12 protein-coding genes and 1 tRNA gene are annotated in these 13,231 nt (G+C 65.5%); 6 read left to right on the top strand and 7 right to left on the bottom strand.

Going from position 1 to position 13,231, the window contains the following annotated elements; translation table 11 throughout:
- Positions 1-72 precede the first annotated feature (72 nt).
- From ATO3_RS19900 to trpA, 4 genes are all read right to left on the bottom strand, one after another.
- On the bottom strand, positions 73-717 hold the full coding sequence (locus tag ATO3_RS19900) for a 50S ribosomal protein L25/general stress protein Ctc (protein ID WP_088651659.1): 645 nt from the start codon (positions 715-717) through the stop codon (positions 73-75).
- A gap of 342 nt (positions 718-1,059) precedes the next feature.
- Positions 1,060-1,674 (bottom strand): hypothetical protein, encoded by a 615-nt coding sequence (locus ATO3_RS19895; protein ID WP_088651658.1) that lies wholly within the window; start codon positions 1,672-1,674, stop codon positions 1,060-1,062.
- A gap of 23 nt (positions 1,675-1,697) precedes the next feature.
- Positions 1,698-2,864 (bottom strand): alpha-hydroxy acid oxidase, encoded by a 1,167-nt coding sequence (locus tag ATO3_RS19890; RefSeq protein ID WP_088651657.1) that lies wholly within the window; start codon positions 2,862-2,864, stop codon positions 1,698-1,700.
- Between the two features lie 156 nt (positions 2,865-3,020).
- A complete protein-coding gene (gene trpA / locus ATO3_RS19885; protein ID WP_088651656.1) occupies positions 3,021-3,812 on the bottom strand; it encodes a tryptophan synthase subunit alpha in 792 nt (263 codons plus the stop codon).
- 282 nt (positions 3,813-4,094) lie between these two features.
- Here trpA and ychF point away from each other — a divergent pair, with 282 nt between their 5' ends.
- Positions 4,095-5,192 (top strand): redox-regulated ATPase YchF, encoded by a 1,098-nt coding sequence (ychF, locus tag ATO3_RS19880; protein ID WP_088651655.1) that lies wholly within the window; start codon positions 4,095-4,097, stop codon positions 5,190-5,192.
- A gap of 144 nt (positions 5,193-5,336) precedes the next feature.
- On the opposite strand, the gene ATO3_RS19875 is transcribed toward ychF, so the two are convergent.
- On the bottom strand, positions 5,337-6,671 hold the full coding sequence (locus ATO3_RS19875; RefSeq protein ID WP_088651654.1) for a sulfatase-like hydrolase/transferase: 1,335 nt from the start codon (positions 6,669-6,671) through the stop codon (positions 5,337-5,339).
- 360 nt (positions 6,672-7,031) lie between these two features.
- Here ATO3_RS19875 and ATO3_RS19870 point away from each other — a divergent pair, with 360 nt between their 5' ends.
- The gene (locus tag ATO3_RS19870; RefSeq protein WP_088651653.1) at positions 7,032-7,523 is read left to right on the top strand and encodes a flavin reductase family protein; all 492 of its coding nucleotides are present in this window, start codon (positions 7,032-7,034) and stop codon (positions 7,521-7,523) included.
- Positions 7,524-7,636: 113 nt separating this feature from the next.
- Here the strand turns inward: ATO3_RS19870 and rutA are convergent, their stop codons facing one another.
- The gene (gene rutA / locus ATO3_RS19865; protein WP_088651652.1) at positions 7,637-8,719 is read right to left on the bottom strand and encodes a pyrimidine utilization protein A; all 1,083 of its coding nucleotides are present in this window, start codon (positions 8,717-8,719) and stop codon (positions 7,637-7,639) included.
- Between the two features lie 892 nt (positions 8,720-9,611).
- Between rutA and ATO3_RS19860 the strand changes: the two genes are divergently transcribed.
- From ATO3_RS19860 to ATO3_RS19845, 4 genes are all read left to right on the top strand, one after another.
- Complete coding sequence (locus ATO3_RS19860; RefSeq protein WP_088651651.1) at positions 9,612-10,130, top strand: flavin reductase; 519 nt, start codon at positions 9,612-9,614, stop codon at positions 10,128-10,130.
- A 3-nt stretch (positions 10,131-10,133) separates the two neighbouring features.
- Positions 10,134-10,727: a 3,4-dihydroxy-2-butanone-4-phosphate synthase gene (locus tag ATO3_RS19855; RefSeq protein ID WP_088651650.1), complete on the top strand. Its 594-nt coding sequence runs from the start codon at positions 10,134-10,136 to the stop codon at positions 10,725-10,727.
- Positions 10,728-10,738: 11 nt separating this feature from the next.
- Positions 10,739-11,728, top strand: a complete 990-nt coding sequence (locus tag ATO3_RS19850; RefSeq protein ID WP_088651649.1) for an asparaginase — start codon at positions 10,739-10,741, stop codon at positions 11,726-11,728.
- Positions 11,729-11,816: 88 nt separating this feature from the next.
- Positions 11,817-11,906, top strand: a tRNA-Ser gene (locus ATO3_RS19845).
- A 163-nt stretch (positions 11,907-12,069) separates the two neighbouring features.
- Here the strand turns inward: ATO3_RS19845 and ATO3_RS19840 are convergent.
- Positions 12,070-13,134, bottom strand: a complete 1,065-nt coding sequence (locus tag ATO3_RS19840) for a type I restriction endonuclease (protein WP_088651648.1) — start codon at positions 13,132-13,134, stop codon at positions 12,070-12,072.
- Positions 13,135-13,231 lie beyond the last annotated feature (97 nt).

Genomic DNA, 13,231 nt, shown 5'->3' with positions numbered 1-13,231 from the left:
CGCCTTTCCTGGCACCCAAAACAAAAAAGGGGCCCCGAAGGGCCCCGTTCCGATTCACCGGTCAGGCGGTGATCATTCTTCGGTGGTTTCCACCGCTTCGACTTCGGTTTCCGCCTCACCTTCGTCCTCGTCATCCGATGCCGCCAGGCCCGACGGGGCCGAGATGTTGGCGATCACGAAGTCGCGGTCGATGGTCGGCTTGGCGCCGGCCGGCAGGGTCACGTCCGAGATGTGGACGATGTCGCCGATGGCCATGCCGGTCAGATCGACGGTGATCTTCTCCGGGATGTCGCCGGCGGTCACGATCAGCTCGACCTCGGGGCGGACCACGGTCAGCACGCCGCCGCGCTTGATGCCGGGCGCTTCCTCTTCGCCGATGAATTCGACGGGGATGAAGAGGTTGATCTTGGTGGTGCGGCGCAGGCGCAGGAAGTCGACATGGGTCGGCAGGTCCTTGACCACGTCACGCTGAACGTCGCGGCAGATGACGCGGACGTCTTCGTGCCCTTCGACCTTCATGTTGAACAGCGTCGACTTGAAGCGGCCGTCGCGCAGGCGCTTGAGCAGCGCGTTGAATTCGATGTTGATCGGCAGCGGATCTTTGTCGCCACCGAAAACAATCCCCGGAACCAGCCCGCTGCGGCGGGCCTGACGAGCGGCGCCCTTGCCTGTCCCCGTGCGTTCCAGGGCTTCGAGATCAGGAATCTCATTAGCCATGATGTATTCTCCAGAATAAGCGGGGCGCCTCCAAGGCTGTCGCGCCCGCGTGAAGACGCGCATATGGACGAGACGGGGGCTGTTGTAAAGAGGGTTCGGCTGATGGCCGGGTGCTCTTCACGCCGCAACTGCAAGGCCCGCGCCACGGCCGGCGGTTCCGGGGGCGGCCATGGGGATCGGCGGCGCGTCGGGCAGGCTCTGGCGGCGCGGCTGCGGACCTGGCCGGCAGAGCCTGAGCGCCGAACTGCCGCGGCGCGTCGGGCCACACCCGGCCCAGGCGCCCGCCCACCCACCCCGCCTGTGCCGGGTGTGGCCCCTGAGGGGCAAGGGTGGGCAGGGGCCTCAGACCGCGCTCACAAGGTGGCCGCCCGCGTCGCGGATGCGCTGCCAGAGCGCGAATTCCTTCGACCGCCGGCGGTGCAGCGCCTTGCGGGTCGCGTCCTCCAGCGGGGCGTCGGCGGGGGGCGAGACGTTCTTTTCCTTCACCACGATGCGGTCGCCGAAGCGGTCGTCGAGAAAGGCGCGGAACACGGGCTGGTCCTCGTAGGCGAAGAGGTGATGCACCATCACCGCGCCCTTGCCCGTCACCATGTTCCACTGGCTGCCGATCCCCGCGTGGACCGGCGGGTCGTCCGAGATCACGTCGCGCACGAATTCGTCGAAGCTGATGTCGAAGGTGCTCTTGTCGGACCCTTTCTGCCGCTGGCCGCTGCGATAGCGATACCAGCTGCGGATCTGCTCTTCGGGGTCGCGGATCACGGCCATGCGCTCGGGCGTCAGGCCGAAGGTCCGGTCAAGGAACGGCGCCACCTTGTTGTGGAACCGTTGCGCCGTCATGTGCTTGCGGTGCTTGGTGAAGATGATGTCGGCATGGGGCCGCAGCGCCATCTCCACCGCCGTGGTCCCGGTCTTGGGCACGGCGATGAAGGCGAGGTTCTGAGCGGAGAAGACCAGCATGGCCCCGGTCTAGCGCGGGACGGTCAGGCTTGCCAACGGCCTTCGAAATCCTCGGGGATCAGCAGGTTGTGCCGGCCGAGCTTCTTCACGTCGGTTTCGCCGCAAAGCGCCATGGTGATGTCGAGCTCTTTCTGGATGATCTGCAGCGCGCTTTCCACGCCCTGCTGGCCCATGGCCCCCAGCCCGTGGACGAAGGCGCGGCCGATCATCGTGCCGTGCGCGCCCATGGCCAGCGCCTTCAGCACGTCCTGGCCCGAGCGGATGCCACTGTCGAGATGCACTTCCACGTCGCTGCCCACGGCATCGAGGATCGAAGGCAGCATACGGATCGAGCTGAGCGCCCCGTCAAGCTGCCGGCCGCCGTGGTTCGACACGGTGATCGCATCGGCGCCCATCTTCGCCGCCAGCCTGGCGTCTTCGGGATCGAGGATCCCCTTGAGGATGACCTTGCCGCCCCATTGCTCCATCAGCTTTTCGATCTTGCCCCAGTCGAGCTGGGGATCGAACTGTTCCGCCGTCCAGGCGCCCAGTTGCGACATGTCGGACACGCCCTGCACGTGGCCCACGATATTGCCGAAATGGCGGCGCTTCGCGCTCAGCATCTCGATGCCCCAGCGCCACTTGGTGGCGAGGTTGGCCAGCGTCTTCGGCGTCATCTTCGGCGGGGCGGAGAGCCCGTTCTTCAGATCCTTGTGCCGCTGCCCGAGGATCTGCAGGTCCAGCGTGATCACCAGGGCCGAACATTTCGCCGCCTTCGCCCGTTCGATCAGCCGCGAGGTGAAATCGGTGTCCTTCATCGTGTAAAGCTGGAACCAGAAGGGTTTGCTGGTGGCTTCGGCCACGTCCTCGATCGAGTTGATCGACATCGTGGACAGGGTGAAGGGCACGCCGAAGGCCTCGGCCGCGCGGGCGGCCTTGATCTCGCCATCGGCGCATTGCATGCCGGTCAGCCCCACGGGCGCCAGCGCCACGGGCATCGTCACCGGCTGGCCGATCATCGTGCTTTCGGTGGTGCGGCCCGTCATGTCCACGGCCACCTTCTGGCGCAGGCGGATCTTCTCGAAATCGGTGGTGTTCTCGCGGAAGGTCTGCTCGGTCCAGGAGCCGCTTTCACAATAGTCGTAGAACATGCGCGGGGTGCGGCGTTCATGAAGGCGCTTGAGGTCGGCGATATTGGTGATGACGGGCATGGAAGGATCCTCAGGAGGTGGTAAGATTTGCTTACCAATTCCTGTAAGGGCTTGCAACGCAGACCAGCGGGGCGGGCAAGGGGGAAGGCGAAGGGGTGAATGCAAAAGAGCCGGCACGCAGATGCGGCCGGCCCGGATGTGACGATGTCTGCGGTATCAGACCGAATGGGTGCCCTCGGCCAGGGTGCGGACAAAGTCCAGCACGTCGGCCACCGGCTCGCCCGCGCCGATCTTGCCGACGATGGCCGAGCCAACGACGGCGCCATCCGCGATACCGGCTATGGAGGCGGCGGTGGCCGGGGTCTTGATGCCGAAGCCCACGATGACCGGCAGGTCGGTCGAGCCCTTGATGCGGGCGACATCGGGCGCGACATCGTCGGCCTGCGCCTCGGCGGCGCCGGTGATGCCGGTAATGGACACGTAGTAAACGAAGCCCGACGTGTTCTGCAGCACGCGGGGCAGGCGCTTGTCATCCGTGGTCGGCGTGGCGAGGCGGATGAAGTTCAGTCCGGCCTTCTGGGCGGGGATGCAAAGCTCGTCATCCTCTTCGGGCGGAAGATCGACGACGATGAGCCCGTCGATGCCGGCGGCCTTCGCATCCTCGAGGAAACGGTCCACGCCGCGCGAATAGATCGGGTTGTAATAGCCCATCATGACGATCGGCGTCGTGTCGTCGGTCTCGCGGAAGGCGGTGGCGAGGTCGAGCGTCTTCTGCAGCGTCATGCCGGATTCGAGCGCGCGCTGGCCGGCGGCCTGGATCGTGGGGCCGTCGGCCATGGGATCGGTGAAGGGCAGACCCAGCTCGATCACGTCGACGCCGGCGCCGGGAAGGCCTTTGACGATCTCGAGCGAGGTCTCGTAATCGGGGTCGCCGGCCATCACGTAGGCCACGAAGGCTTTCTTGCCGCTTTCCCTGAGCGTGGCGAACTTGGCGTCGATGCGGGTCATTCCGGGTCCCTCTCCAAAGGCCCGCCAGTCCTGCCGAATGGGAGCGGGGAAATCAAGCGCTCCGGGCAGGGGCGGGGGGCGGAAAATTGGCGGGTTAGGGCGAAACGCGGGACGGGGGGCTACAAAATTCGTCCGAATTTTGTCGGGCGCGCCGGGGGAGAGGCCGATGGAGCGGGGCGCGAGGGGGAGTGAAGTGGGGCGCGCGGGGGCGAAGGTCATCCCCGCCATTGCAGCGGGCGGGGCAAGGCCCTAGAAGGCCCCGAAACGGACGGAGCAGGTGCCATGGGCTTCAAGATGGGAATCGTCGGACTGCCGAATGTGGGCAAGTCCACCCTTTTCAACGCGCTGACGCGGACGGCGGCGGCGCAGGCGGCCAATTTCCCCTTCTGCACGATCGAGCCCAACGTGGGCGAGGTCGCGGTGCCGGATTCGCGGCTGGACAAGCTGGCCGAGATCGCCAAGTCGAAGCAGATCATTCCCACGCGGATGACCTTCGTGGATATCGCGGGCCTGGTGAAGGGCGCGTCGAAGGGCGAGGGGCTGGGCAACCAGTTCCTGGCCAACATCCGCGAGGTGGACGCGATCGCCCACGTCCTGCGGTGCTTTGAAGACGGCGACGTGACCCACGTGGAAGGTCGCGTCGATCCGGTGGCCGATGCCGAGACCATCGAGATGGAGCTGATGCTCGCCGACATGGAATCGCTGGAAAAGCGGATGCAGAGCATTGTCCGCAAGGTGCGGGGCGGCGACAAGGAGGCTGTCCAGCAGGAACGCCTGATGAAGGCGGCGATGGCGGCGCTGGAAGAGGGCAGGCCCGCGCGCGTGGTCGAGGTGGATGCCGAGGATCGCAAGGCCTGGAACATGCTGCAGCTGCTGACCACCAAGCCGGTGCTCTATGTCTGCAACGTCTCCGAGGAAGAGGCGGCCGGGGGCAACGCCCATTCGGCGGCAGTGGCGGAGATGGCGGCGGCGGAGGGCAATTCGCATGTCATCATCTCGGCGCGGATCGAGGAAGAGATCAGCCAGCTGGAGCCCGAGGAGGCCGAGGAATTCCTGGGCGAGATGGGGCTGGAGGAGCCGGGGCTGGATCGCCTGATCCGGGCGGGCTACGAGCTGCTGCACCTGGAGACCTACTTTACCGTGGGGCCGAAGGAGGCGCGGGCCTGGACGATCGCGCAGGGGACCATGGCACCGCAGGCGGCAGGCGTGATCCACGGCGATTTCGAGAAGGGCTTCATCCGGGCCGAGACCATCGCCTATGACGATTTCGTCACGCTGGGCGGCGAGCAGCCCGCGAAGGAGGCCGGCAAGATGCGGTCCGAGGGCAAGAGCTACATGGTCAAGGACGGCGACGTCCTGCACTTCCTGTTCAATACCTGAGCGCGGGGTGTCCCACGCGTGGGACACGTGGCGCACCACATGATATCAATGGGTTACAGGGGCGGATTTACCGCCCCTTAACTTTTGCGCCTGTGGGCCAGTGGGCCTGTTGGGCCGGTCCGGAAGGTCGCGCCCTGCGGCCGGTCAGGCGGCGGAGGCGGCGGGCGGAAGGCCATGGGCGCTGCAGCAGGCGGCATGGGCCTGTTGCATGTCGCCATAGGCGGCATGGCCGGGGCCGAGGTCGGTCTTCTGCCACCAATCCGTCGACAGGTCGAACATCTCGGTCGTGCCACAGGCATAGCGCGTGAAGCGATAGCGTCCCTTGCGGATCGAGGCATTGTCGCCATGGACCGTCGGGATCGCGCGATCGGGCGCGGGGGTGCCGGAGAGCTGCGGCATCAGCGACTGGCCCAGGCTGCCGGGGATGGCGGGCAGATCGAGGTAATCCATCACCGTGTTGCCGATGTCGATCAGGCCCACGGGGTCGGTCACGACGCGGGCCTCCGGCGTTGCCGGATCGTGGATGATGAGCGGCACGTTGGCCACCTGTTCCCACAGCCCGCCCTTGGAAAAGCGGTTGCGTTCGCCCAGGTGCAGCCCGTGGTCCGACACGATCACCACCAGCGTGCTGTCGGCAAAGCGCGAGGCCTTGAGCGCATCCCAGACCCGGCCGATCTGGGCATCGGCATAGCTGAGCGATGACATGTAGTTGCGCAGGCTTTGCTTCCAGAACCATCGGGAGGAGTTGTGAAAATTGGCGGGGCTGATCCGGCCCGCCGCGTCCGGTTCGGTGAAGCCGCCGGCCCAGGCCGCGGGTTGGCGGAAGGCGCCCGGGTCGTACATCTCCTTGAACCGGCGGGGGGTGGTCCAGGGGCCATGCGGGCTTTGGAATCCGACGCCGCGATAGAAAGGCGCCGCGCCGTCGTAGTTGTCGAGGAAGGCGATGGCGCGGTCGGCGACCGTGTTGCAATAGAGCTTCTGCTCGGCCGCCTCGGTGTCGGCGGCCAGCCCGCCGCGAAAGCCGCCGAATTCCACGTGGCCGGGCAGCATCCGGTCCTTGAACCTGCGGCGGCGCGGCGCGATCGCGTAGGTTTCGGGGGCGTCGGAATAGAGGATCCTGTGGATCCGTTCGGGCAGGGCGCGGTAGCCAAGGACCACCTTGCCCCCGGTCGAGCAATACAGCCCGCCGGATTTCAGCCGGTGCGGCCAGAGGTTTTCCGGCCCGAAGCGGTCGAGGTAACGCGCGTCCCGCCCGGTGATGCCCGAATGATGCGGCGAGATGCCCGACATGAAGCTGGCGCGCGAGGGGCTGCAGACGGGCACCTGGCAATAGGCCGACTGGAAGGCGGTAGATTGCGCGCAGATCCGGTCCAGGTTCGGGGTCTGGATCTCTTGTCCGAAGACGGTGCGGTAATGCCAGTAGGCGACCGCGTCATCGAGGCTGATCAGCAGGACGTTCTTTCCGGGCGCCTGGGGCATGGATCAGGTCCAGTCTTGGCTTCGGGTGGGACGGTCGGGCTTTCCCTTTCAATGACTAGGCAGTCGGTTGCGCGCGGTTCAAGTGCCCTGGGACGGGCGCGGCCTGGCTTTGAGCCCACGGGCACAAAGGGCCGGTCGGGGGGGCGTCCCTGCCCGTGTAATGGGCGCAGGCGGCAGGCGTGCCGGCTGTTTTGGCGCCGATGGGACGCGGCGCTGGGCAGATCGCGGGATCGGGGGCGGCGGAGGCGGCCGATCCGGCGCCCGGCTCTTGTGCTGGGCCCACGGCTGGCGCAGCTTGCGCGCAGATCGGCGGGACGGCAAGCAGGGCCGGACCGCGACGCGAAGACGAAAGGATATCTCATGACATTCGAAGCAACCGGCGAGGCCGTCGATATCGGTGCCTTCTGGCGGACCCTGGGCGAACGTCCCATTGGCGCGACGCTGGTGACCTGCGACAGCGCCGAGGGGCCGAACGGCTTTCTGGGCCTGTCGGCGGCGCATGTGACGGCGAACCCGCCCACGATGCTGGTGTCGATCGACAAGAAGACCTCGGCGCTGGCCGGCGTGCTGGAGAACGAGCATTTCGCGGTGAACTTCCTGCCGCAGGGCTATGCCGAGCTGGCCGGGGCCTTCGGCGGCAAGGGCGAGAAGGTGTTCGACCCCGACAAATGGGAGACGCTGGCCACCGGGGCGCCGGTGCTGAAGGAGGCGCTGGGCGTCTTCGACTGCAAGCTGGAGAAGGTGATCGACCACGGCAACACCTCGATCATCATCGGCACCGTGGCGGGCGTGCGCGCTGCCGGCGAAGGCGAGCCGCTGGTGTTCTTCCGGGGGAAATTCCTGAGCGAATGATCCGCTGTGGCAAAATTTCATGCAGGGCATGAAATTGGCCCCGGCACGCGATGACGCGGCCGGGGCCAAAATTTTTCAGGTAAAAATTTTGCGCCCGTGGCGGGTGGGGCGCGTTATTCCGCCGCGATCTGGACGTCGGCGCGCGAGGACATGAGCGGCTGGATCTTGGTTCCGAAATCCTCGATCCCGATGAGGAAATCGTCGAAGGTCATCATGATCCCCTTCACGCCCGGGACGGCGGAGGCCTCGTCGAGCATCTTCGCCACGCTTTCGTAGGAGCCGACGAGCGTGCCCATGTTGAAGTTCACCGCGCCCTCGGGGAGGTTGATCGCCTTGGCGGTCGAGCCGTCCTCGGCGGTGGTGTCGGCGGCGCCCTGCACGCCCATGTAGGACAGCGCCTCCATGTCGGCGCCTTCGCGATAGCTGAGCCACTTGGCCTGGGCGGCTTCGTCGGTCTCGTCGGCGATGATCATGAAGAGCACATAGGCGCCCACGTCGCGCCCGGTTTCGGCGGCGGCATCGGCGAGCTTGGCGGCAACGGGGGCGAAATCGGTCGGCTTGTTGACGCCGGTGCCCAGCACGAAGGAATAATCGGCGTAGTTGGACGAGAAGGCCATGCCCTTTTCCGACTGGCCGGCGGCGACGATCTCGACATTGCCCTGGGGCAGCGGGCTGAGGCGGCAGTCGTCCATCTCGAAGAACTTGCCCTTGAAGTCCGATTTGCCATCCGCCCAGAGGTCCTTCATCACCTGGACGTATTCCGAGGCATAGTCGTAGCGGTGGCCAAAGTATTCGTCACCGGGCCAGACGCCCATCTGGGTGTATTCGTTGGGCGCCCATCCGGTCACGATGTTCACGCCGAAGCGGCCCGGCGCCACGTCCGAGATGGTGGAGGCCATGCGCGCCACGATCGCGGGCGGCAGGGTCAGGATGGCGGTGGAGGCGAAGAGCTTGATCTTCGACGTCACGGCGGCCAGCGCCGACATCAGGGTGAAGCTTTCCAGGTTGTGGTCCCAGAATTCCGTCTCGCCGCCGAAGCCGCGCAGCTTGACCATGGAAAGCGCGAATTCCAGCCCGTATTTCTCGGCCTTCTGCACGACCTGCTTGTTCAGCTCGAAGCTGGGCATGTATTGCGGCGAGGTCTTGGAAATCAGCCAGCCGTTGTTCCCGATCGGAATGAAAACGCCCATGTCCATGCGTGTGTCTCCTGTCATTGTTCGCGCGCATCATGACAACGTAGTCGCGCCGCGCCCAAGGAAATTGCTGCTGCGGCGCCCTGAAAAACGGCGCATGCCCACAGATTGCGCTGAGTCTGGCGGCCGGCCCAATTTTTCGCCGTCCAGACAAGATCGGCGGCCACCCGGCGGCCGGTCCTGGGGACGGCGCGGTCGGCTGTCCTTTTGCAAAGAGGCAAACGGAGGGCGGGCAGCGGTGGGTACGCATGCAACGACTGGGGCCAGGAGGTGGTTGCGGGGACGTTGCGGCATGGTCCGGGACTTGCAGACGGGGCACGGACGCGGGGGGCTGGCACGGAAGCGCCAGACCAGAGAGTGGCGAGGCGGGATCTGCCGGGCGGGCGGGCCTGCCGTGGGGGCGGCCACGCCTTGTCGTGCGACATCGCCCGCGTGAGAGGGCCGGTCCTGTCTTCATCTCCACGTTGAGAGCTCGGTCCGGCACCGCCTGACCAGGCGCCGTGACAGCGGGTCAGGCCGCGTCGGTGGAGGGGCGGGGTCGCTGAAAATCGCGGCGGGAGAGGTGAAATAATTTCACGCCCGCGCGTCGTCGGGTTGGCTTTCGACGGGTGGACGGGCGTGGCTTTCGGGGTCAGAAACGCGGTACCCTGTCTTCCTCGGGAAGGGCCGTCACGGCGCCTATCGGGCCGATATCGTTGGATTCGGGCGGTTTAAGGCGTCGGGAATTGCGATATCCGAAGCTGCAGGCGGGCCCGGCGATGCGGATGCCGCCTTCCCGGGCAGACGGAACCGGCAGCAGGGCAGGGGGGCGTCCCCGATGGGAGCTTTTGTGGACGGCCACCGCATGCATGACATAGGAAACCGGTAAAGCTTACCGGAGACTGGAACTGAACCCATGGCCGAAACCCTCAAGACCGAGATCCCCATGCCGCCCCATGTCAGCCAGGAGGATTTCAAGGCCGGAATGGCCCGGCTTGCCGGTGCGGTGAACATCGTGACCACCGACGGGCCCGCCGGCCGGTCGGGCTTTACCGCCTCGGCGGTCTGCTCGGTCACCGCCGAACCGCCGACCCTGCTGGTCTGCATCAACCGGTCGAGCTCGGCCATGGCGGCCTTTGCGGGCAATACCGCGCTCTGCGTCAACACCGTGGGGCCGAAGCACAAGGATGTCGCCATGCTGTTCGGCGGCAAGACCCCGATGGACGAGCGGTTCGACGCCGCCGAGTGGACCGCCGGCCAGACCGGGGCGCCGATCCTGGCCGATGCCGTCGTTTCCTTCGACTGCACCATCACCGAGCGCGCCAGCGTGGGCAGCCACGACGTGCTGTTCTGCGAGATCCACGGGATTGCCGGCGATCCGGACGGACCCGGTCTGGCTTATTACGCCCGCAAGTTCCACGAGCTGGAGACCTGATCGATGATGCATGCAGCCCCTGCCGTCGGTGATGCCGCCGCCACCAGCCCCGCCCTGATGGAGGCCGTGGCCGCCATGGCCGGGGGGCGGCCGGTTCTGTTGCTCGGGGAAGAGGGGGACGCGGTCCTGACGATGGCCGCCCGCGCCGTCACCCCGGCCTGGGTGAATTTCATGGCGACCGAGGCGCGCGGCCTGGTTGGGCTGGCGCTGAGCCTGCGGCGGGCGGCCGAGCTGGGCCTGACGCTGCAGCCGCGCAAGGGGCGGCCGGACGCACCGCTTTACACCCAGTCGATCGAGGCGCGGCGGGGGATCTCGACCGGGATCTCGGCCGCCGACCGGGCCCGCACGATCCTGGCCGCCGAGAGCGGGACGGCAGATGACATCGTGACGCCCGGCCATGTCTTTCCGCAGCTTGCCGACGAGGCGGATCTTGCCGCCATGGCGCTGCGCCTGCTGCGGCTGGCCGATGGCGGCGCCGTGGCGGTTCTGAGCACGATCCTTGATGCGGACGGCAACAGTGCCGACCGGTCGGTCGCGCTGGATCTGGCCGCGGCCCACGGGATCGCGGTATTGGACGCGACGGAACTGGCGGGCTGAGGACCAAGGACATGGCAAAGAAGGTGGCTCTGATCGGGACGGGGGGCACGATCTCTTCGCTCGGGGCGGACGGGTTCGATGTGCAGGATTACGGCCGGCACGGGCGGATCCTTGATTCGGCGGGCATGCTGGAGCGGTTTCCGCGCCTGTCGGAGCTGGCCGATGTGGTGCCGGTGGACTTCCCGCCGGTGCTGAGCACCGAGATGGGTTTTGCCCACTGGACGCGCCTGGCCGCGGAAATCTCGCGGCTGGCCGAAGACCCCGACATGGCCGGCGTCGTGATCCTGCATGGCACCGCCTCGATGGAGGAGACGGCCTATGCGCTGAACCTGGGCCTGACGGTGGACCTGCCGGTGGCGCTGACCGGGGCGCAGCGGCCGGCCTCGGCGATTTCCGGCGATGCGGAGGCCAACATGATGGCCGCGATCCGCACGGTGCTGGCGCCCGAGGCGCGGGGGCTGGGCGTGTTGCTCGTGCTGAACGAAGAGATCCAGGCCGCGCGCGAGGTCACCAAGACGTCGGTCTGGCGTCTGCAGACCTTCCGGACGCCCGATTTCGGCGTGCTGGGTCATGCCGATGCCCACGGGGTGGAGATCTATCGCCGCCCGGTGCGCGCCCACACCGTGGCGACCGAATTCGACCTTGCCGCGATGGAGATCCTGCCGCGTGTCGATATCTCTTACGCGCATGCGGGGGCCGACGGCACGGCGGTGCGCGCCTTCGTGGCGGCGGGGGCGAAGGGCATCGTCTCGGCCGGGTTCGCGCCCGGTCTGACGCCGCCGGCGGAACACGCGGCGCTGGCCGCGGCGGTGGGCAGCGGGGTCGTGGTGCTTCAATCCTCGCGCGCCGCGGGGCGGGTTGCGGATCTGACCGGCCTGCAGAAGGCCGGGATCCTGCCGGCGGACAACCTGACCCCGCAGAAGGCGCGGATCCTGCTGAGCTTCGCGCTGACGCTGAGCTCCGATCCGGCGGAGATCACGCGGATGCTTCGGAGCTACTGAGCGCGGTCGGTGCATTCCGCGCGGGGATGCAAAATTTTGGTGACGTTTGGGCTTGTCCTCCATGGTCCGACCGACTAGACCGACCGACGGAGACGTGGCCGAGTGGTCGAAGGCGCTCCCCTGCTAAGGGAGTAGGCGGGAAACCGTCTCGAGGGTTCGAATCCCTTCGTCTCCGCCATCCGCCTTTGATTTTGTTGACAAAAATGGCGAAATGGTTGCCTTACCCACCTACCGACCCGCCATGCCATTTGCGCTTGAACGCAATGTGGTGCGACACAGAGAAGCCGTCTTCGGTTGGAGGTTTTCCTGTGGCGGTACTGGCGTAAGCGACAGAATCGGCGCTACTCGTCGTACTTCGCGACAGCGGCCTTCACACGGTCCGCCAGCGCAAAGAAGTCCTTCATCGATTCCATTTCCACACGTTCTTCGGCTTCGCCGTCAAACAGACCGATGTATTTCTTCTTTGCTCCATTGAAGTGAAGCCTGGCGATGGGTTTGCGGTTGTTGTCGTCCAGGAGCACCGCGCAGTAACTCTTGGCGTCCCGCATGAAAATCCTGTCTGTATCAACCGTTTCGCGGAGAATGGCCTTAATCGTGAGCCAGCCTTCTATCTCTTCCTGTGTTGTTACAACGCCAGTGTCGCTAGGCTGCACATGGTCGGGCTCATTGTGCGGCGTTTGTTCGGGAACCGGGTCTTCTAGAGCCGAATTCAACCGGCCTCTTACTCGGTCTCTCACGATTTCCTTGAATGCCGCGCTGAGGGCAGTACCGATTGTTTCTTTGACCGGCTGAGACAAGCGTCCTTCGTGAACCTCGGCTGCGACCAGTCTCACTAGGCCATCAGACGGTTGATCGATCCAATCTTCGAGAACCTTTTTGATGGCTGAAACGTACTTGAGCCGTTCCGCTTGAAGCAGAATGTTGTCTACATCGAAGGAAGACTTAGAGAATTTCGCCAGTTCCGAGATGGAACCCGGATTGTAGTCGAGCAGGTCAAAGACAAAGAAGGGGCGCTTGTCCAAGCGGTGGCTCTCGTCCAAGTCTGTGAAGAAACGATACTCTCGGCCGTTGGTCAGCATGGCAAAACGTGCGTTGGTCACCGTGAAGTAGCGATAGAGTTGGGCGAGGTGCTTTTCGTTGAGTTGTGTGCTCAAACCCTTGCATTCAATCAGGATCGAAACTTCACCGGCTTTGTTAATGGCGTAGTCAACCTTCTCGCCCTTCTTGCCGATGGTATCTGCCGTGAACTCTGGCACCACCTCTGCGGGATTGAAAACATCATAGCCCAACGCCTGAAGGAAAGGGAGGACGACAGAGGTCTTCACCGCTTCCTCCGTTTGGATTGTCTCCGAGTGCTCTTTCACTCTTTCTGCCAGTGCCGCGATAGCGCTCTCGAATCCGCTCATTGGTATTGGTCCATGCAAATTGCGTTAGATTCAGTACGGTAGAAGATGAATGCGCATGAAGTCTATAACGATGCAATTCGAAACATGCCGTAGCATT

Source organism: Marinibacterium profundimaris (assembly GCF_002210095.1).
Taxonomy (GTDB): domain Bacteria; phylum Pseudomonadota; class Alphaproteobacteria; order Rhodobacterales; family Rhodobacteraceae; genus Marinibacterium; species Marinibacterium profundimaris.
Note: the sequence above shows the minus strand (reverse complement) of the source record. Positions and strands in the feature narration are given on the sequence as shown.